Annotated in this window: 18 protein-coding genes; 11 read left to right on the top strand and 7 right to left on the bottom strand. The window is 74.4% G+C overall.

Features of this window, described 5'->3' with window-relative positions:
- Positions 1 to 15 precede the first annotated feature (15 nt).
- Positions 16 to 681, bottom strand: a complete 666-nt coding sequence (locus GA0074704_RS02270) for a DUF5701 family protein (RefSeq protein WP_157743579.1) — start codon at positions 679 to 681, stop codon at positions 16 to 18.
- 33 nt (positions 682 to 714) lie between these two features.
- Here GA0074704_RS02270 and GA0074704_RS02265 point away from each other — a divergent pair, with 33 nt between their 5' ends.
- The 9 genes from GA0074704_RS02265 to GA0074704_RS02225 all read left to right on the top strand — a co-directional run bounded on the left by GA0074704_RS02265 (position 715) and on the right by GA0074704_RS02225 (position 9480).
- Positions 715 to 1500 carry a prepilin peptidase gene (locus GA0074704_RS02265; protein WP_377471005.1) on the top strand — a complete coding sequence of 262 codons (786 nt, stop codon included), beginning with the start codon at positions 715 to 717 and terminating at the stop codon, positions 1498 to 1500.
- A 133-nt stretch (positions 1501 to 1633) separates the two neighbouring features.
- Positions 1634 to 1888 carry a Flp family type IVb pilin gene (locus GA0074704_RS02260; protein WP_088968952.1) on the top strand — a complete coding sequence of 85 codons (255 nt, stop codon included), beginning with the start codon at positions 1634 to 1636 and terminating at the stop codon, positions 1886 to 1888.
- Positions 1889 to 1917: 29 nt separating this feature from the next.
- The gene (locus tag GA0074704_RS02255) at positions 1918 to 2310 is read left to right on the top strand and encodes a TadE family protein (RefSeq protein WP_197697584.1); all 393 of its coding nucleotides are present in this window, start codon (positions 1918 to 1920) and stop codon (positions 2308 to 2310) included.
- A 53-nt stretch (positions 2311 to 2363) separates the two neighbouring features.
- Positions 2364 to 3362 carry a pilus assembly protein TadG-related protein gene (locus tag GA0074704_RS02250; RefSeq protein ID WP_157743578.1) on the top strand — a complete coding sequence of 333 codons (999 nt, stop codon included), beginning with the start codon at positions 2364 to 2366 and terminating at the stop codon, positions 3360 to 3362.
- Between the two features lie 36 nt (positions 3363 to 3398).
- Positions 3399 to 4181, top strand: a complete 783-nt coding sequence (gene cpaB, locus GA0074704_RS02245) for a Flp pilus assembly protein CpaB (protein WP_088968950.1) — start codon at positions 3399 to 3401, stop codon at positions 4179 to 4181.
- Positions 4182 to 4187: 6 nt separating this feature from the next.
- Complete coding sequence (locus GA0074704_RS02240) at positions 4188 to 5363, top strand: AAA family ATPase (protein ID WP_088968949.1); 1176 nt, start codon at positions 4188 to 4190, stop codon at positions 5361 to 5363.
- Complete coding sequence (locus tag GA0074704_RS02235) at positions 5360 to 6727, top strand: CpaF family protein (RefSeq protein WP_088968948.1); 1368 nt, start codon at positions 5360 to 5362, stop codon at positions 6725 to 6727. Before GA0074704_RS02240 ends, GA0074704_RS02235 begins: the two co-directional genes overlap by 4 nt.
- Entirely contained in the window at positions 6724 to 8568 is a 1845-nt protein-coding gene (locus GA0074704_RS02230; RefSeq protein WP_157743577.1) for a type II secretion system F family protein, read from the top strand. Before GA0074704_RS02235 ends, GA0074704_RS02230 begins: the two co-directional genes overlap by 4 nt.
- A gap of 12 nt (positions 8569 to 8580) precedes the next feature.
- A complete protein-coding gene (locus tag GA0074704_RS02225) occupies positions 8581 to 9480 on the top strand; it encodes a type II secretion system F family protein (protein WP_231926862.1) in 900 nt (299 codons plus the stop codon).
- 21 nt (positions 9481 to 9501) lie between these two features.
- Here the strand turns inward: GA0074704_RS02225 and GA0074704_RS28995 are convergent, their stop codons facing one another.
- A complete protein-coding gene (locus tag GA0074704_RS28995) occupies positions 9502 to 10074 on the bottom strand; it encodes a sigma factor-like helix-turn-helix DNA-binding protein (RefSeq protein WP_172880353.1) in 573 nt (190 codons plus the stop codon).
- 171 nt (positions 10075 to 10245) lie between these two features.
- Between GA0074704_RS28995 and GA0074704_RS29145 the strand changes: the two genes are divergently transcribed.
- A complete protein-coding gene (locus GA0074704_RS29145; protein ID WP_231926735.1) occupies positions 10246 to 12339 on the top strand; it encodes a protein kinase domain-containing protein in 2094 nt (697 codons plus the stop codon).
- A gap of 11 nt (positions 12340 to 12350) precedes the next feature.
- Here GA0074704_RS29145 and GA0074704_RS02210 read toward each other — a convergent pair whose 3' ends face one another.
- From GA0074704_RS02210 to GA0074704_RS02195, 4 genes are all read right to left on the bottom strand, one after another.
- On the bottom strand, positions 12351 to 13112 hold the full coding sequence (locus tag GA0074704_RS02210) for a LytR/AlgR family response regulator transcription factor (RefSeq protein WP_088968945.1): 762 nt from the start codon (positions 13110 to 13112) through the stop codon (positions 12351 to 12353).
- Positions 13113 to 13143: 31 nt separating this feature from the next.
- On the bottom strand, positions 13144 to 14367 hold the full coding sequence (locus GA0074704_RS02205; protein ID WP_088968944.1) for a sensor histidine kinase: 1224 nt from the start codon (positions 14365 to 14367) through the stop codon (positions 13144 to 13146).
- 33 nt (positions 14368 to 14400) lie between these two features.
- Positions 14401 to 15972, bottom strand: a complete 1572-nt coding sequence (locus GA0074704_RS02200; RefSeq protein ID WP_172880851.1) for a sugar transferase — start codon at positions 15970 to 15972, stop codon at positions 14401 to 14403.
- Between the two features lie 268 nt (positions 15973 to 16240).
- Entirely contained in the window at positions 16241 to 17101 is an 861-nt protein-coding gene (locus tag GA0074704_RS02195; protein WP_088968942.1) for an Fpg/Nei family DNA glycosylase, read from the bottom strand.
- A 24-nt stretch (positions 17102 to 17125) separates the two neighbouring features.
- Here GA0074704_RS02195 and GA0074704_RS02190 point away from each other — a divergent pair, with 24 nt between their 5' ends.
- Complete coding sequence (locus GA0074704_RS02190) at positions 17126 to 18385, top strand: glycosyltransferase (protein ID WP_088968941.1); 1260 nt, start codon at positions 17126 to 17128, stop codon at positions 18383 to 18385.
- A gap of 168 nt (positions 18386 to 18553) precedes the next feature.
- Here the strand turns inward: GA0074704_RS02190 and GA0074704_RS29615 are convergent, their stop codons facing one another.
- Entirely contained in the window at positions 18554 to 18688 is a 135-nt protein-coding gene (locus tag GA0074704_RS29615) for a nuclear transport factor 2-like protein (protein WP_269458912.1), read from the bottom strand.
- Positions 18689 to 18722: the final 34 nt, after the last annotated feature.

Genomic DNA, 18722 nt, shown 5'->3' with positions numbered 1-18722 from the left:
CCCGAAGTGTTCGGCTCAGCTCAGGCCGGTGCGGACGGGGTGGGCGGAGGCGGAGCCGAGCCAGGTGTGCGGGTTGCCGTACCAGCACCAGCCGAGCTTGGGCGCGTTCTGGCTGATCCAGAGCGCAGGCACCCGCCGGTCACCGCAGCGCGACCCGACCAGGGAGAAGCACTTGTTCTTCTCCAGGACCTCCGGGTGCTGGGTGACCAGGGCGATGCCCTCGTCGATGCTGATCGGCAGCCCGTCCCGCGCGGCCAGCGCCTCCACCGCGGCGGCCGGCGCGAGGTTGACCAGGTCCGCGCCGCGATCCACCTCGAAGAGCAGGTACGCCGGCCCGGCCGGCACCTCCAGCTCCTTGATCGGGTCGAAGGTCGGCAGGTCCTTGTCGGGGAAGTTCTTGTCCCGGACGCCGGGCTTCGGGTTGCGCTTGCCGACCAGCGCGGTGCGGGCCAGGCGCTCGTCGACGCCGATCAGCTCCCGGGTCACCACCAGCACGAACGGCACCCGGTCCGGGGTGGGGGCCGGCAGCGCGGCGGCCCGGTCCAGCGCGGTCACGCGCAGTGGCGTCACCAGCTCGGCGAACTCGTCGGTGCTCAGCCCGGCCAGCTCCGGGTAGCCCTTTTCGATCAGTGTGGCGACCTGACGGTCGAACTCGGTTCCGGCGTCGAACGGTGCGGTCACGGCGGCCTCCCTAGTCGTACCCTCTACCGTACAGTGTACGGGAAGCTTCGGGTATTCCCGCCGGTCTACCATTCGGCGGTGCCGCTCCCCCTCCTCGCCGCCGTCGCACTCGCCGGAGCGGCCTGGGGCCTGCTCCTGCCCGGCCTGGTCGAGCGGTACGCGGTCGAGTGGCCCGACGGCACCCCGCAGCCGCCCTGGCGCACCGCCTGCCCGAACTGCGACGCGACGCGTACGCACTGGTGGCGGGCCTCCGGGGCCTGCCCGGCCTGCGGTCGGCGTCCGCGCCCCGGGTGGTGGGTCACCGTGCCGCTCACCGCGGCCGTGCTCGTGCTCCTCGCCGTCGCGGTCGGGCCGGCCCCGGAGCTGCCGGCCTTCCTGCTGCTCGGCGCCCTCGCCGTGCCGCTCGCCCTGGTCGACCTCGCCGTGCTGCGCCTGCCTGATCCGCTGGTCGGCGCGGCGTTCCTCGGCGGGGTGGCGCTGCTGGGTCTGGCGGCGCTGTCGGAGCGCGACGGCGCGACCCTGCTGCGCGCCGGCATCGCCGCGCTCGGCTCCACCGTCGGCTACCTCGCACTCGCGCTGCTGCCCCGCTCCCAGCTCGGCTTCGGCGACGTCAAGCTCGGCGCCGTGCTCGGGCTGCACCTCGGCTGGCTGGGTTGGTTCCCGGCGGCGGCCGGGGTAGTGCTCGCCCCGCTGCTGAACCTGCCCCTGGTCCTCGGCCTCGTGCTGCTGCGCCGGGCCGGCCGGAAGACGCTGGTGCCGTACGGGCCGGCGATGCTCGCGGGTGCACTGGCGGCGGTGGTCATCGCCGGAGGGCGATAGTCCGAACGGCTGAAATCCAAATCGGCCGCTCGGCGCGTTTAGACGTAGTGGAAAACGGAAATCGGCTGGGCCCTCCGGTCCCACAGATGGGATTGACACCCCACCCCACCTGCATGAAAACTCGTCTCGTTCCATGTTGCACGTCAACCACCTCCACGCGGTCACGACGACGCGCATCCCCCTTGGAGCTTTCGCGATGCTTGAGTTCATCCACCGCGTCATGGCCTGGCAGCAGACGCGCGACCGTGGTGCCAGCGCCGTCGAGTACGCCCTGATCCTTGCCGTGGTCGTCGGGGTCATGGTCGGCCTCTACTTCACCATCGGTGGCAGCATCCAGGGCCGGCTCGCGGAGGCCTGTCGTCAGATCACCCGCCAGGCGAACTGCTAGTGACCTTCGGTCGATCCGGATCCGGGAGAGTGCCGGAACCGGCTCGTCCCGTCGGCCGGCCGGCCGATCGAGGGGCGGCGGCCGTCGAGATGGCGCTGGTGCTGCCCCTGCTCCTCCTGCTCGTCTTCGGGATCATCGACTTCGGACGGCTGCTCAACCAGCAGGTCACCGTCACCGAGGCGGCCCGCGAAGGCGCCCGGGTGGCCTCGTTCGGCGGCGACCCGACCCCGCGCGCCCGGCTCGTCGCCGGTGACGACGTGCAGGTCGCCCTGAACCAGCGCTGCTCCGGCCCGGACCTCACCCGGGACGCGGAGGTGACCGTCACCCACCGGTTCACCTTCGTCACTCCGGTGGGCCTGCTCGGCGCGGGCTTCGACGGCGCGGTGACCCTCACCGGCCGGGGAGTCATGCCGTGCCAGTGAGCAGGCCCGAAGGCCGCCGACCGCGAAGGGCAGCGGACCGGGGCGGGGTCGCGGTGATCGTGGCGCTGCTGCTCGGCTCAGGCGTCCTGCTCGGGCTGGCGGCGCTGGTCGTCGACGTGGGCAACCTCTACGTCGAGCGGGCGCAGCTCCAGGGCGGTGCCGACGCCGCCGCCGTCCGGGTCGCGCAGCGCTGCGCGGTCGCCCCGGACGGCTGCGCCTCGGTGCCCGCCGACAGCCTCGCCGAGGGGTACGCCGGGCGGAACGCGAACGACGGGGTCGCCGCCGCCGAGGTCTGCGGGCCTCGCGTCGGGCTGGGCGACTGTCCGGCGCCGACCGGCTCGCTGACCGACTGCGTCCGGGCCGCCCCCGCGACCGGCCCGTACGTCGAGGTGCACACCGGCACCCGCCAGCGGGACGGCACCACCGTGCTGCCGCCGGTCTTCGCCCAGGCGGTGCTGGACGAGTTCGACGGCGTACGCGTGAGCACCTGCGCCCGGGCGGCCTGGGGCGCCCCGGCGCGGGCGACCGTCCTGCCGCTCGCGCTCTCCGCCTGCGACTGGAACCGGTACGGCCGCACACCGGACGGCGTCGGGCGCTCCTTCCCGGTGTACGACGAGACGGCCTCGACGACCTGCGCGCCGGGCGGCGGCACGGGCGGCGGCCCGGGCGGCTTTCGCTGGCTGACCGATGCGGCGCCAGGTTGCCGGCTGACCGTCGCGGTGGGCCGCGACTACGACGTCAACACCGGCGACAGCGTGCCCAACGAGTGCCGGAACGCCGACCTCGACGCGCTGGCCCGGTCCGGTCGGCCGGTTCTCGTGCCGGTCTTCGGCGCGGTCACCGGCAGCGGCGGCAGCGCCGAGTACACCGTGTCCGGCGTGGCGGCGTTCGTGGTCACCGGCTGGCGGCTGCCCGGGATCGACACCGGCCCGGCCTGCGCCGGTGCCGCCACGACCTGCGTCTCCGGCTACTTCACCCGCACCATCGTGCCCGGCGGCGGGGTGGTCGGCGGCCCGGACCTGGGGGCCCGGATCGTCACGCCCGTCGGCTGAGCCAGCAACCAAGAAACGGCAGGGGAGCACCACACCATGACCCGACGCATCATCCCGGTGCTGATCTCGATCGTGCTGGCGGCCGTGGGCACCGGCGCGATCATGCTCTACCTGCGGACCGCCGACGCCCGGGCCATCGAGGGCAAGCAGGCCCGCACGGTGCTCGTCGCCGACAAGCAGATCCCGGCCGGCACCTCCGGCCGGGATCTGCGCGACAAGGGCTACCTACGGCAGGTCCGGATGCCGGTGGAGACCCTGCCCGACGGGGTGCTCGACCGGGTCGGCGGCGACCTGGACACCCTGGTCACCACCGCCGCCGTGCAGCGCGGCCAGCTGCTGCTGCGGGTCATGTTCGGCACTGCCGTCGGCGACGGCACCGGGCTGGCCATCCCCGACGGCCAGCTCGCCATCACCGCCCGGGTCCGGTCCACCGTGTTCGGCCCGGCGACGGTGAAGGCCGGCACCCGGGTCGCCATCTTCTACACGTACACCCCGGCGGACCCCGACAAGCGGGACGTGGTGTCCGGGGCCGGGCTGGAGAAGGGACGCACCGTCAACAGCGTCACCCGGCTGCTGATGACCGACGTCGAGGTGATCTCGGTGGGTCCGGCCCCGACCGAGACCGCCGCCGGGGTCGGTGGGCCGGTCCCCGGCGGCGCCAACGACGAGCTGTCGGTGACCTTCGGGCTGAACCAGGTCGACGCCGAGCGGCTGGCCCACGCGGTCGCCCTCGGCGGGGAGCTGAACATCGGCCTGCTGGGCGCCAACTCCGACGTCGACGCCGACACCGGGGTCGACAACCGCACCCTGTTCCGGTAGCCGGCGATGACCATCCTCTTCGAACCCGACCGCCGCTGGAGCGGCCACCTCGCCGCCCAGCTCGGCCCCGGCGTGCTCACCGTCAGCCGGCTGGAGGACGCCGAGCGGATCCTGGCCGACCAGCACGTCGAGCCGCTGCTGCTCTTCGGTCCCGGCACCGACGCCCGGACCGCGCTCGAGTTCGCCGACCGGCACCGGCTCACCCGACCGGCGCTGGGCGTACTGCTGTTGCGCGAGCAACTGGACGTGGACACCCTGGGGCGGGCGCTGCGCGCCGGCGTACGCGACGTGGTAGACGCTCGGGACACCGCGGCCGTGCGGGCCGCCTGCGCCCGGTCGCGGGAGGTGTCCCGACGCCTGCGCGGCGCGGTCCCGGCGGACCAGGCGGACGAGCCGGTGGCCCGGGTGGTGACCGTCTTCTCGGCCAAGGGCGGTTGCGGCAAGTCCACCCTCGCCACCAACCTCGCGGTGGCGCTGGCCGACGGCGGCCGGCACACCGTCTGCCTGGTCGACCTGGACCTCGCCTTCGGCGACGTGGGGATCATGCTCCAGCTGGTGCCGGAGCGCGGCATCGGCGACGCGCTGAACGCCGAACACGTCGACGACACGCTGGTCCGGGCACTGCTCACCCCCTACAAGGCGGGGGTGCAGACGCTGCTCGCGCCGGTCAGCCCCACCGACGCCGAGCGGATCGGCCGGGAGCTGGCGAGTCAGTTGCTGGCCGCGGTCCGCACGATGTTCGACTACGTCGTGGTGGACACGCCCCCGGCCTTCTCCGAGGCGGTGCTCGCCGCGCTCGACGTCTCCGACGTGCAGGTGCTGGTCGCCACGCCCGACGTGCCCGCGTTGAAGAACCTGCGGGTCGCCATGGACATGCTCGACCTGCTCGGCCTGCGCCAGGAGGCCCGGCTGGTGGTGCTCAACCGCAGCGACGCCCGGGTCGGGCTGACCGCCGCCGACGTGGACCGGGTGCTGCGTACGCCGACCGCCGCGCACATCCCGTCGAGTCGCGACGTGCCCATCTCGATCAACCGCGGAGTGCCCATCGTGCTGGACAAACCGACCCACCCGGTGAGCCGGGCCGTGCGGGAGCTGGCCCAGCAGCAGATCGCCGACCAGTCCCGTCCCGCCCGCGGCGGGCGCGGGCTGCGCGACCGGCTCGGCCGGGCGGTCAACCGATGAGCCTCTCCGACCGGCTGGCGCAGCGGCAGGCCGGCGACAGCGGCCGGGTCGGTCGGACCTCCGGCGCGATCACCGTCCCGCTCGCCGGTGGCTCCGGCGCCGCGGCGCTGCGGCTGCGCGTCCACCGGGAGCTGCTCGACATCCTCGGCCCCCAGCTGTACGACAACCGCACCGCCGACGCCGTCCTGGAACAGAAGGTGCGGGACACGATCGCCGACGTGCTGGCCCGCAACGACTCCCCGCTGGCCGTCGCCGACCCGGCCCGGATCGCCGCCGAGCTGCTCGACGAGATCCTCGGCCACGGACCGGTCGAGCCGCTGCTGCGCGACCCGGACGTCACCGAGATCATGGTCAACGGCCCGGACCAGATCTTCGTGGAACGCTTCGGCCGGATCCAGCAGGTCGATGCGACCTTCGTGGACGAGCACCACCTGCGCCGGGTGATCGACCGGATCGTCTCCCGGGTGGGCCGCCGGGTCGACGAGTCCAGCCCGATGGTGGATGCCCGGCTCCCCGACGGCAGCCGGGTCAACGTGGTCCTGCCGCCGGTCGCGCTGGACGGGTCGATGCTGACCATCCGCAAGTTCGCCCGCGAGGCGCTCACCGTCGACGACCTGATCGGCTTCGGCACCTTCACCCCGGAGATCGCGCAGTTCCTGCACGCCTGCGTACGCGGCCGGCTGGACGTGCTGATCAGCGGCGGCACCGGATCCGGCAAGACCACCACGCTGAACGTGCTCTCCGGCTTCCTGCCGCCGGACGAGCGGATCGTCACCATCGAGGACGCGGCGGAGCTCCAGCTGCGGCAGAACCACGTGCTGCGGCTGGAGTCCCGGCCGCCGAACATCGAGGGCCGGGGCGAGATCACCGTCCGGGACCTGGTCCGCAACGCGCTGCGGATGCGCCCCGACCGGATCGTCATCGGCGAGGTGCGCGACGGCGCCGCCCTGGACCTGCTCCAGGCGATGAACACCGGCCACAACGGGTCCCTCACCACTGTGCACGCCAACAGCCCTCGCGACTCGATCGCCCGGCTGGAGACCATGTCGCTGATGGCCGGCCTGGAGCTGCCGGTCCGGGCGATCCGGGAACAGGTCGCCTCCGCCGTCGACGTGATCGTGCACCAGAGCCGGTTGCGGGACGGCACCCGGCGGGTCACCCACGTGACCGAGGTGCTCGGCATGGAGGGTGACGTGGTCACCATGCAGGACCTCTTCGTCTTCGACCACCGGGCCGGGCAGGACGAGAACGGCCGGCACCAGGGGACGCAACGCTGGACCGGGCTGCGCCCGAGGCTGCTCGACACCCTCGCCGACGCCGGCGTGCCGCTGCCCCCCGGGATGTTCGGCGGCCGACCGTGGTGACCCGTCGGACCGGCGCGGTCCTGGCCGTCCTGCTCGGCGTGCTGCTCCTCCCGGCGGCCCCCGCCCGGGCCGACGCGCTGCCGGTGACCGTCGCCGAGGTGAAGCCCGGTGAGGTGCGCCTCCTGGCCGACGTGCCCGAGGCGGTCGCGAACCGGATCACCGTCACCCGGGACGGCTGGCTGCTGCCCGCCACCGTCGGGCCCGCCGAGGCGGCCGACCGCTCCACGGTCGTGGTGGTCGACACCGCCGCCGGCATGGCGGGCGCGCCGATGCGGGCCACCCGATCGGGGCTGCTCGCCCTGGCCGACGCCGTCCCCGCCGACGTGGCCGTCGGGCTGGTCACCACCGGTGGCGAGCCTGCCGTGGTGCTGCGTCCGACCCGGGACCGGACCGCGCTGCGGACCGCCGTCTCCGGCCTACGGGCCGGTGGCGGGGACGCGCTCGGAGCCGGGCTGCGGGCCGCGGTGGCGCTCGGGCCGGGTGGGCCGGGCAGCCGGCTGCTGGTGGTGGCGGGCGGCCGGCAGGTCGCAGCGGCCGGGCCGGTCGCCGTACCGCCCGGTTCCCCGGTCGACCTGGTCGCCCTCGGGGGTGACCCGGCCGGCACGCCGCTGGGCGGGATGGCCCGCGGGTCGGGTGGCGCCGTGCGTACGGTCGACGGGGCCGCCGGGCTGAGCGGGGCGCTGCGGGCCGTGGCCACCGGATACCCCCGGCGGGTGGTCGTCACGGTCACCGTCCCGCCCGAACTGGCCGGTACGACGGCGGCGTTGACCGTCACCGCCGCCGGTGCCCGCACCGAGGTGCCGGTACGCTTCGCCGCCGCACCGGACACCACGTCCGCCGCCCCGACCCTGGCCGGCCTGCCGGTGCCGCGACCCACCCTGCTCGCCGTGCTGATCTTCGTCGCCCTGCTGCTGGCGGTGCTGCTGACCGTGACCGGGACGGGCAGGTCGGTGCGGCGCGGCCGGATCGAGCAGGTCGAGCGGTTCCGGCCGGCGACCCGGGGCCCACGCGCGGACGGCGGGGAGCCGGCCCGACCGGAGAACGGCCTCACCCACGCCGTGCTGGGCCTCTCCGAGCGGGTGGTCCGCGGCGGCGGCCGGGAGGAACGGATCGCCCAGCGGCTGGACCGCGCCGGGATGACCATCCGGCCCGCCGAGTGGACCGCCGTACGCGGCACCGTCGTGGTCCTCGGCGCGGTGCTCCTCGGGCTGCTCGCGGGCTTCCTCGGTGCGCTGGCCGGGGCGCTGCTGGGCTGGCTCGGCACCCTGCTGTACCGCCGGCTCCGCGAGGATCGTCGCCGCCGCTCCTTCGCCGACCAGCTCCCCGACGCCCTGCACCTGGTCGTCGGGTCGCTGCGGTCCGGCTTCTCGCTGGCCCAGTCGATCGACGGGGTGGTCCGGGACTCCGCGCCCGGCCCGCTCACCGTCGAGCTGGGTCGGGCGATGGCGGAGGTCCGGCTCGGCTCCGACCTGGACGACGCGCTGGACCGGGCGGCGGCCCGGGTGGGCAACGACGACCTGGCGTGGGTGGTGATGGCGGTGCGGATCCAGCGGGACACCGGCGGCAACCTGGCCGAGGTGCTGGAGACCACGGTGGAGACGCTGCGGGAACGGGACCGGCTGCGTCGGCACGTACGGGCGCTGTCGGCGGAGGGGCGGCTGTCCGCGTACATCCTGGTGGCGTTGCCGATCGTGCTGGCCGGCTGGATGCTGCTGGTCCGGCGGGAGTACCTGAGCCCGCTCTGGACCACCCCCGCCGGGCTGGTCATGCTCGTCGGGGCCGCCGTGCTGATGCTGGTCGGGGCGTTCTGGATGTCCCGCTGGGTGAAGGTCGAGGTGTAGCGCGTGGACCCGATGCTGCTGGTGGGGCTGGGCGCGATGTTCCTTGCCCTGGTCGCCGCCCTGGTCGGCCTCTTCGCCGCCCGGGAACGTGGCGCGGTGGCCCGGACGCTGGCCGCCGCCGACCGCGGTTACCGGGTCGCCGGGTCGCCGGACGGGCCACCCGCGCCCGGACCTGGTCCGCTGCTCGGGCGCGCCGGTGAGCTGGGTGGCCGGCTGACCCCGGCCGGGATGTTCGCCGGGCTCGGCCGCCGGTTGGACCGGGCCGGCAATCCCGGCTGGCTGGGCATGGACGCGCTGCTCGCGTACAAGGGACTGCTGTTGTTCGTGGGCGCCGCGGTGGGTCTGCTGCTGGCGCTGCTGTTCGGCGGGCCGCTCGGCGTGGTGGTCTGGGTGGTGGCCGGCGCGGTCGTCGGGTTCTTCGCCCCCGACCTGCTGGTGGCGCACCTCGCCCAGGAACGGCAGGAGGAGATCCGGCGCACCCTGCCGGACATCCTGGAGACGCTGGTGGTGACCGTGGAGGCCGGGCTCGGCTTCGAGGCGGCGCTGGCGCAGGTGGTCCGCAACGGCCGGGGGCCGATGGTCGGCGAGTTCGCCCGGGTGCTGCACGAGATGCGGATCGGCCGGCCGCGGGTGGACGCGCTGCGGGAGATGGCGGCCCGCAGCAGCGTCGCCGAGCTGAAGTCGTTCGCGTCGGCGACCGTGCAGGCCACCACACTGGGCGTACCGGTGGCCGGCGTGCTGCGCCAGCAGGCCGCCGAGATGCGGCTGCGACGCCGGCAGCGGGCCGAGGAGCTGGCCCAGAAGATCCCGGTGAAGATCCTCTTTCCGATGATCTTCTGCATCTTCCCGGCGCTCTTCGTGGTGGTGCTCGGCCCGGGCCTGCTCCGCATGCTCGACGCCCTGGCCCCCTGAGGCGGCCGCAGCCCGCCCAGGTCAGCCGTGCCGGCCCTCGTGGGCGGTCTTGGCCCGGGCCCGCGCCAGGTAGGTCCGGACCGCCGACTCGCTGATCCCCAGCAGAACCGCCACCTCGGCGGCCGGCACCCCGTCACCGACCAGCGCGGCGACCTCCCGTTCCCGGGGGCTCAGCCGGGCCGGCGGATCACGGCGCAGCGCGCCGGCCAGGAACCGGGCCGGGTAGCTGGTCCGGCCCGCCAGGCAGTCCCGCAGGGCGGTGCCCACCTGCCCCGCCTCCGGATGCACCGGCAGGTACGCCGGCATCCCGGCCGCCACCGCCCGGCGCAGCAGGGTGTCGCTGGCCGGCCCGAAGAGCACCACCCGCAGCTGCGGTCGCAGGTCGCGCAGCCGGACGGCTAGGTCGATCCCGTCGCCGTCGGGCAGCCGCACGTCGACGGTCAGCGCGTCCGGTGCCAGCGTGCCGAGGACCCGTACCGCCTCCCCGGCGGTGCCGCTGCTGCCCACCAGCTCCACCTGGGGCAGGGCGGCGACGGCCTGCCGGACCAGCAGGTGGGTACGGGTCCGGGCGTGCACGGTGAACAGCTTCGGCACCGGCGCATCCCCTTCCTCGGGCGTACGGCGACCGGGTGAACGCCGATCGCCGGGAGTGTCCCCCGCTGGAGGGGGTGATGAACATAAATCCCCACGCTGAGTCGGGGATCGGTCACCGGAAGGGGTGGTCGTCGCCGGGCCGATGTGTCGCGGACCAGGCAGACTGTGCCGGTGGGGGGAGAAGAGATCCTGGCGGACCGGTACCGGCTGATCGACCAGATCGGGTCCGGTGGCATGGGCGTGGTGTGGCGGGCCCACGACCGGGTGCTGGACCGGGATGTCGCGGTGAAGGTCCTCAGCGGGCAGTACGCCGAGGACCCGGTCGCCCGACGGCGGGTGCTCGCCGAGGCGCGCGCCGCGGCCCGGCTCTCCCATCCGCACGTCGGCGGTGTCTACGACTACGGCGAGTCGGTCTCCGACGCCGGTGACCCGGTGCCGTTCGTGGTGATGGAGCTGTTGCCGGGGCGCACGCTGGCCCAGCGGCTCAGGCGTGGCCCGGTCTCGGTGGAGTCGGCCCTGCGGATCTGCGCCGAGATCGCCTCCGCGCTCGCCGCCGCCCACGCCCAGGGCCTGGTGCACCGGGACGTGAAGCCCGCCAACGTGATGCTGACCGCCAACGGCGCCCGGGTCGTCGACTTCGGGCTCGCCGCCGCGGTCGGCCAGGTCGAGGAGGCCAGCGGGCAGCTGCTCGGCACCGCTGCCTACCTGGCGCCGGAGCGGCTCTCCGACGACCCGGTGGTCGCCGCCAGTGACGTCTACGCGCTCGCCCTGATCCTCTACCGGCTGCTCGCCGGCCGGGCGCCGTGGCCGGCCGAGACCGCCACCCGGATGCTCACCGCGCATGTCTATCTGGAGCCGGCGCCGCTGCCCCGGCTGCCCGGGGTGCCACCGGTGGTGGTCGACCTGGTGCACCGCTGCCTGGCGAAGAAGCCGGCGAAGCGGCCGGCCAGCGCCGAGGTGGCGGTCACCCTGGCCCACGCGGCAGGCATCCGGGTGCCGCTGGAACTCGCCGAGGAGCTGGTTGACGGCGACGACGCCGGTCCGGACGCCGGTGGCGGGCCGGACCGCGGTCGGGCGGCGGTCCGCACCGACCCGCTGGCGGGGCTGCCGGTCGGGTCCGGTGAGCCGTACGTGGCGCGGCTGGGCAACCATCTCGACCTCACCCTGGACCACGTCGACCTGCGCCGGCAGGCCAGCCTGCTGCTGCGCGGCGCGGTCGGCTTCGACCTGGCGATCTGGGCGGTGCTGGACCCGGTGACGCTGATGTGGGCGTCCTGTGTGGTCGACGGCGGTCCGGACGACGAGCGCTTCGAGCAGGAACTCTTCGCCAACGAGTACGGCCAGGAGGACGTGCTGCGGATCGCCGAGCTGGCCGAGGGGCCCCGGATCGGCACCCTGCACGCCGTCAGCCAGGGCGATCCGGCCACCAGCCGCCGCTTCCGGCACGTGCTGCGGCCCCGCGGATTCTCCGACGAGCTGCGCCTGACCTGCTACGACAGCGAGGGCGCCTGGGGCACGCTGCTGCTCTACCGGGTCGGCGGCCGGTTCACCGACGACGACGTCGCCCAGCTCGCCCCCGCCGGCCGGCCGCTCGGAGCGGCGCTGCGGCAGACCCTGCTTCGGGGCGAGCCCGAGCCGGAGCCGCCCGTCGAGGTGCCGGCCGATTCGCCGGCCCCGCGCGGTGGCCGGCTGCTGCGGCCCCGGTTGGGCCGGGCCGCCCGACCGCCCGTGGCCGAGCCGCCGCCCGCGCCGCCTCGCCGGCCGGTGGCCGGTTCGCTGACCGTCTCCCGGGACGGCCGGCTCTTCGACATGAGCGACGACGCCCGGGCGCTGCTCGACACCGCGGAGCTGGACCGGGTCGGTGCGGCGGTGGCGCGGGGACGGCTCTCCGGCCTGGTCGGCCCGGCTGCCGGGGCCCGGCACGACGGCCGCTGGCTGGCCTTCCATGCCGCCGAACGGGACACCGACGTGGCCGTCACCGTGCAGCGGATCCGGCCACACCAGGTCAGCGAGTTCGTCTCCCGGGCCCGAGGGCTGTCCGCCGCGCAGTGGCGGCTGCTCGGCGCCGTGGTGCGCGGCCGCAACACCGGCCAGATCGCCCGGGAGCTGGGCATCTCCGCGTACGACGCGCAGCAGGGCATGCTGGCGCTGTTCCGGGCGTTCGGGGTGGGTGGCCGGGTGGAGCTGGTCCGGACCCTCTTCTTCGACCACTACGTGCCGTTGCACGCCGCCGACGCCTACGTGCCGAGCGCCGCGGCCGCCTGACCGGCGACGGGTCAGCGGTTCCAGTCCTGTTTGGCCGCCCGGACCAGCTTGTCCTTCAGCTCGCGGGTGTGCCGGCGGCTCACCGGCAGCTCGGTGCCGTCGATGACCACCACGTAGCCGGAGTTGGCCAGCCGCAGCTCCGCGATCAGCTTCAACTGCACGAGGTAGGACCGGTGGATCCGCACGAAACCGGCGTCCGCCCAGCGTTCGGCGAGCGTGGCCAGGGAGACCCGGACCAGGTGTGAGCCGTCGGCGGTGTGCAGTCGGGCGTAGTCGCCCTGCGCCTCCACCCAACGCACCGCCGAGCGGGGCAGCATCCGGGTGGTGCCGGCCAGCTCGACCGGGATGGTCGGGTCCTCCTCCGCCCGGGCCAGCGCCGCCGGGTGCGACGGCACCACCCGGGAGCCGATCACCCGGCGCAGCGACTCGGCGAGCCGTTCGGCGCGTACCGGCTTGCGGACGTAGTCGGTGGCGCCCAGGTCGAAGGCGTCCACCGCCCCGTCGTCGTACGCGGTGACGAAGACGATCGCGGGCGGCCGGGCGAACCGGCGCAGCACCCGGGCCAGCTCCATCCCGTCCAGCCCGGGCATCCGGATGTCCAGGAAGACCACGTCCACGTCGGCGTCGCGGAGCACCCGCAGCGCCTCGGTGGCGTCCCCGGCGGTGTGCAGCCGGGCCACCCGCGGGTCGGCCCGCAGGTGGTACGCCAGCTCGTCCAGCGCCGGCGGCTCGTCGTCGACGGCGAGCACTCGGAGGAAACCGGAGGCGTTCACTGTGCCGACCCCGTTCGCTCGCTGCGCTCGCTCACGATCCGGCCCGTACGCCCGGGTGGAACTTCGGCACCCGCATGCTCACCTTCGTACCCGAGCCGAGGCCGGTCTCGACGACCAGGCCGAACCGGTCGCCGAAGGCCGACCGGAGCCGCTCGTCGACGTTGGAGAGACCGACGTGCTGGCCCGGGTCGTCGGCGGGGTCGCTGCCGGCGCCGGCCAGCTCGGCGATCCCGGCGGTCAGCGTGGTCGGATCCATGCCCACTCCGTCGTCCTCCACCGTGATGTGGCATTCGGCGCCCGCGTCCCGGGCCTCGATGCTCACCATGCCGGTGCCGGGCTTGCGGGACAACCCGTGCCGGACGGCGTTCTCGACCAACGGTTGCAGGCAGAGGAAGGGCAGGGTCACGGGCAGCACCTCCGGGGCGATCTGCAGGCGCACCTGCAACCGGTCGCCGAACCGGGCCCGCTCGATGGTGAGGTAGCGGTCGATCGAGCGCAGCTCCTCGGCGAGGGTGGTGAACTCGCCGTGCGAGCGGAACGAGTACCGGGTGAACTCGGCGAACTCCAGGATCAGCTCGCGGGCCCGGTCCGGGTCGGTCCGGACGAACGAGCCGATCGCGGTCAGCGCGTTGTAGATGAAGTGCGGGCTGATCTGGGCGCGCAGCGCGCGTACCTCCGCCCGGGCCAGCCGCTCCCGGGACGAGTCCAGCTCGGCCAGGGCGAGCTGGTCGCCGGCCCAGTGGGCGGTCTCCAGGGTGGCCTGCACCAGCCCGGGCGCGGGGCGTTCGTCGGCGACCGCGACCAGCGCCCCGACCACCCGGCCCTCCGCGCTCAGCGGCGCGACCACCGCCCCGCGTACCGGGCAGTCGACCAGGTCGCAGTCCAGTTCCGACTCGCGCAGCACCGTCGACCGCCCGCTGGCCACCGCCCGCCGGGCCGCCGCGACCAGCTGGTCGCCGTGGTGCGCGCCGCCTCCGTCGAGGGCGAGCAGCTGGTCCCGGTCCGTCAGCGCCAGCCCGGCCGCCCCCACCAGGGCCCGCAGATGGCGTACGGCCTTCGCCGCCCCGGTGGGGCTCAACCCGGCGCGCAGCGGCTCGGCGGCCAGACCGGCGGTGTGCAGCACCTCGTAGGTGGCCCGCTGGGTGGCGGTGGCGATCCCCCGCCGGCCGCGCAGCCGCAGCACGGCCCAGAGCGCGGCGGCCAGCGCGGTCACCAGCGACACGACACCGAGCACGGCGGAGAGGTTGCCACCCATGCGGCGAATCCTGGCCGGTGGCGGCCCCGAGCGCTAGTACGCGCCCTTGCGGGCCAGCACCACGCCCACCGTGCGCCACAGAATGCTCAGGTCGTACGCCAGCGACCAGTTGTCGACGTAGTAGAGATCCAGCCGGACCGCCTCGTCCCAGGACAGGTCGGAGCGGCCGGAGACCTGCCACAGGCCGGTGATGCCGGGCCGGACCAGCAGCCGGCGCCGCACGTCGCCCAGGAAGTCACCGTCGTCGGCGGGGAGCGGACGCGGCCCGACCAGCGACATCTCCCCCCAGAGCACGTTGATCAGCTGGGGCAGCTCGTCCAGCGACGAGGCGCGCAGGAAGCGGCCCACCGGGAAGACCCGCGGGTCCTGCTTCATCTTGAACAGCAGGCCGTCGGTCTCGTTCTGGTCGACCAGGCCGGCCAGCCGCTCCTCGGCGTCGCAGTACATCGTCCGGAACTTCCAGACCCGGAACGTACGCCCCTCGTGGCCGACCCGGGGCTGCCGGAAGAAGACCGGGCCCGGGTCGGAGAGGCGGATCGCCACGGCGACGGCGACGAAGAGCGGGACCAGCAGCAGCAGGCCCAGCCCGGCGGCGACCTTGTCCATCACGTTCTTGGCCAGCAGCGCCGGCCCGGACAGGGTCGGCTCCTCGACGTAGAGCAGCGGCAGGCCCTCGATGGGGCGGATGTGCACCCGTGGGCCGGCGATGTCGGTGAGCTGCGGGGCGACGATCAGGTCGACGCCGGAGCCCTCCAACTGCCAGGCCAGCCGGCGCAGCTCGCCCGGCTCGGCGCTGGCCGAGCCGCAGACCGCGATGGTGTCCCCGCCGACCTCGCGGACCAGGGCGAGCACGTCCCGGCCGGCGTAGACCGGGACGGGCGTCCGCATGCCGCGGGCGGCGGCGTAGCCGTCGGTGATCTGGATGGCCACCGGCACCAGCCCGGCGCCCGGGTTGCGGGTCACCGCGGTGTAGACGTCCAGGCACTCGGGCAAAGTGCCGACCAGCACCATCCGGTGCCCGGCCTGACCGACCCGCCGGCGGAGCAGGTGCAGCACCAGCCGGGCGACCATCCGCTCGAACAGGATCAGCAGCAGGGCCCCGAGCAGGGCTGTGCCGACCGTCCACCGGGACAGCTGCGTCACGGTGGCGAAGGCCAGGAAGGAGACGGTCGCGGCGACCGCCACCCCGCCCCGGATGACCCGCTTGTACTCGTCCGGGCCGAGTCCCAGGTAGCGCCGGTCGTACGCCCGGTTGCCCCAGAGGATGACCACCCAGCCGAGCGGCAGCAGCAGGAACGCGACCGTGTAGAACCAGGTCGGGTCGTCCTTGACGCCGTAGAAGCCGGAGGCCGCCTGGTCGAAGCTCTGGATCGAGATGTAGCTCGCCAGCGCGGCCGCCGCGAAGTCGAGCAGCAGCAGCGCGGCGATGTAGGGGCGGTGCCAACGGGACACCCGACGACGGGCCCGGGCCCACGCTGACCGGGGCACGCCGTTGTGCGACGGCGGTGTCGGCGGCTGGATCTCGAAGCTGTCGACGTGCCGCACTTCTTTGCTCCGGCCTGTGTAGGTTCCCGGGCGCTGGAGGCTTGTCGTCACCTCACCCATGTCCTCCCGCATGACTCGCGCCGCTCACTCGCCGTGAGGACACGGGTCGCCCACCGTTCCAGTCTCCCACGCCGACCCCGGCCCGGGCCGACGTCCCGAAGGACGTCGTCCACGCCGTCGTCTGCCTGGGAACCGGCCGGCTCCGCGCATTTCTGGAAGCCGGGGACCGAGCCACTATACCGATGGATGGTGGGTCCGCCAGGGGTGCGGATGGGCAGCTTCGCCCCGGGCGGGGCGATACCTCTGCGTGACGGGAGGGTGTCGTTACTCACCGTACGAGTCGGGACAACCGACGGTCAGCGAGCGGCTTGCCACCCGTCTGGCAGGTGGGGCAGTACTGGAGGCTGGAGTCGGCGAACGAGACCTCCCGCACCGTGTCGCCACAGACCGGACAGGGCAGCCCGGTCCGGGCATGGACCCGCAGGCCCGAGCGCTTCTCGCCCTTCAGCTCCGCCGCCCGCTGCCCGGCCGAACGGGCGACCGCGTCGCCGAGCACCTGCCGGGTCGCCGTGTGCAGCGCGGCCATCTGGTCGTCGGAGAGCCGGTCGGTGATCGCGAACGGCGACAGCTTCGCCGTGTGCAGGATCTCGTCGGAGTACGCGTTGCCGACCCCGGCCAGCACCGCCTGGTCGGTCAGCGCTCCCTTCACCTGACCGCGCCGGCTGCGGATCCGCTCGGCGAAGGTGGCCAGGTCGGCGGCGAGCGCGTCCGGACCCAGCTTGGCCACCCCGGGCACCAGGGCCGGATCGGTCACCAGGTAGGCGGCGAGCTTCTTCTGGGTGCCCGCCTCGGTCAGGTCGAAGCCGGAACCGTCGTCGAGGCGGACCCGGACGGCGATCGGGCCCTTGCCGGGGCGCAGCGGGGTGGTCGACGGGAACGACTCCCGATAGTGCAGCCAGCCGGCCCGGGCCAGGTGCACCAGCAGGTGCAGGTCCCCGTCGAAGATCACGTCGAGGAACTTGCCGTGCCGGCCGGCACCGGTCACCGTACGACCGGACACCGCGCCGGGCGGCGGGTCGTACGTCTTCAGCGCGCTGATCGCGGCGACCTCGAGGCGTTCGACACGCCGGCCCACCGCCCGCTCGCGCAGGTAACCGGCGAGCGCTTCCACCTCCGGTAGTTCGGGCACCGTACAACGGTAGCCTTCTTTCCCGTGAGAATCGTGGTGGCGCACAACCGGTATCGGGAGGCTCAGCCGTCCGGCGAGAACACCATCGTCGACGCGGAGATCGCCCAGCTCACCGCGGCCGGGGTGGAGGTGCTGCCGTTCCTGCGTAGCTCCGACGAGATCCCGTCGATGTCGAAGGCGGCCAAGGCGCTGCTGCCGATCTCACCGATCTGGGCGCCGAAGGCCCAGCAGGATCTCGGCCGCCTGCTCGACGAGCACCGGCCGGACGTGCTGCACCTGCACAACCCGTACCCGCTGCTCTCGCCCTGGGTGGTGCGGACCGCGCACCGGCACGGCGTGCCGGTGGTGCAGACCGTGCACAACTACCGGCAGGTCTGCTCCTCCGGGCTGTACTTCCGGGACGGGGTGATCTGCCAGGACTGCCGGGGCCGGACGCTGGGCGTGCCGGCGATCGTGCACCGCTGCTACCGGGGCTCCCGGGCGCAGAGCGCCCTGATGGCCACCACCCTGGCGGTGCACCGCCCCACCTGGAAGTCGGTGGACCGGTTCATCGCGCTGACCAGCGCGGTCGCCGACCACCTGCGCGACTACGGCGTCCCGGACGAGCGGATCGTGGTCAAGCCGAACGCCGTTCCCGACCCGGGCGTCCCGGCGCCACTCGGTGACGGTTTCCTCTTCATGGCCCGGCTCAGCCCGGAGAAGGGGCTGGACCTGCTGCTGGAGGCGTGGCGGCGGCACCCGGTCGGTGCGCTGGGCCAGCTGCGGGTCGCCGGCGACGGCGAGCTGCGACCGCTGGTCGAGGCGGCCGCCGCCGAGCGCGCCGACGTGACGTACCTGGGCCAGCTCGACCGCGCCGGGGTACGCGCCGCGATCGACGCCTCCGCCGTGGTGCTGGCGACGTCGACCTGGCACGACGTGCTGCCCACGGTGATCATCGAGGCGCTGGCCAGTGGCCGGCCGGTGCTCGGCACCGCGCTCGGCGGCATCCCGTACCTGGTCGGCGCGGACGCCCCCCGCGAGCCCGCCGGCACCGGCCCCGCCGAGGTCGCCTCGGCCCCCGCCGCCGGCGCCCCCGGCCCGGCCCTGCCGGTCGGGGTGGAGACGGGCGAGGCGGGCTGGGTGGTGGCGCCGGAGGCGTCGGCGCTGGCCGCCGCGCTGCCGGTCGCCCGGGCCGGCGCCGCGGCGCTCGCCCCGGCGGCCCGGGCCCGCTATGAGCGCACCTTCCACCCCGACGTGGTCACCAGGCGCCTCCTCGACATCTACGCCGACGTCGCCCGCCCCTGAGGGCGGCGTTCCGCCTGCTGACGGGCGCTCCCGGTGACGGCGCGCCGCCGGGCCCGCCCAAGGTCACACTGAATCCTGGAAGTAGTGGCCTCGTCCAGGCTCCGATGCCACTACTTCCACGATCGAGCGCGATCTTGGGGCCGTGCGGCGTGGGGAGAGCGGGGCGCGTCAGGGGAGCGGGACGAGGTAGGAGTCGACGCGGGCGATCAGGCCGTCGCGGAACGTGAAGAGGTCGTTGAAGGCGAACCGGAAGGGGCCGTGCTCCACGCTGACGCCGCGGCCCTCGCCCGTGGTGACCACCACCGGGCCGTGGTCCGGTGGGCTTGCCGGTCGCGGC

It is taken from the genome of Micromonospora siamensis (assembly GCF_900090305.1).
Taxonomy (GTDB): domain Bacteria; phylum Actinomycetota; class Actinomycetes; order Mycobacteriales; family Micromonosporaceae; genus Micromonospora; species Micromonospora siamensis.
This window is presented reverse-complemented; position numbering and strand designations above follow the sequence as displayed.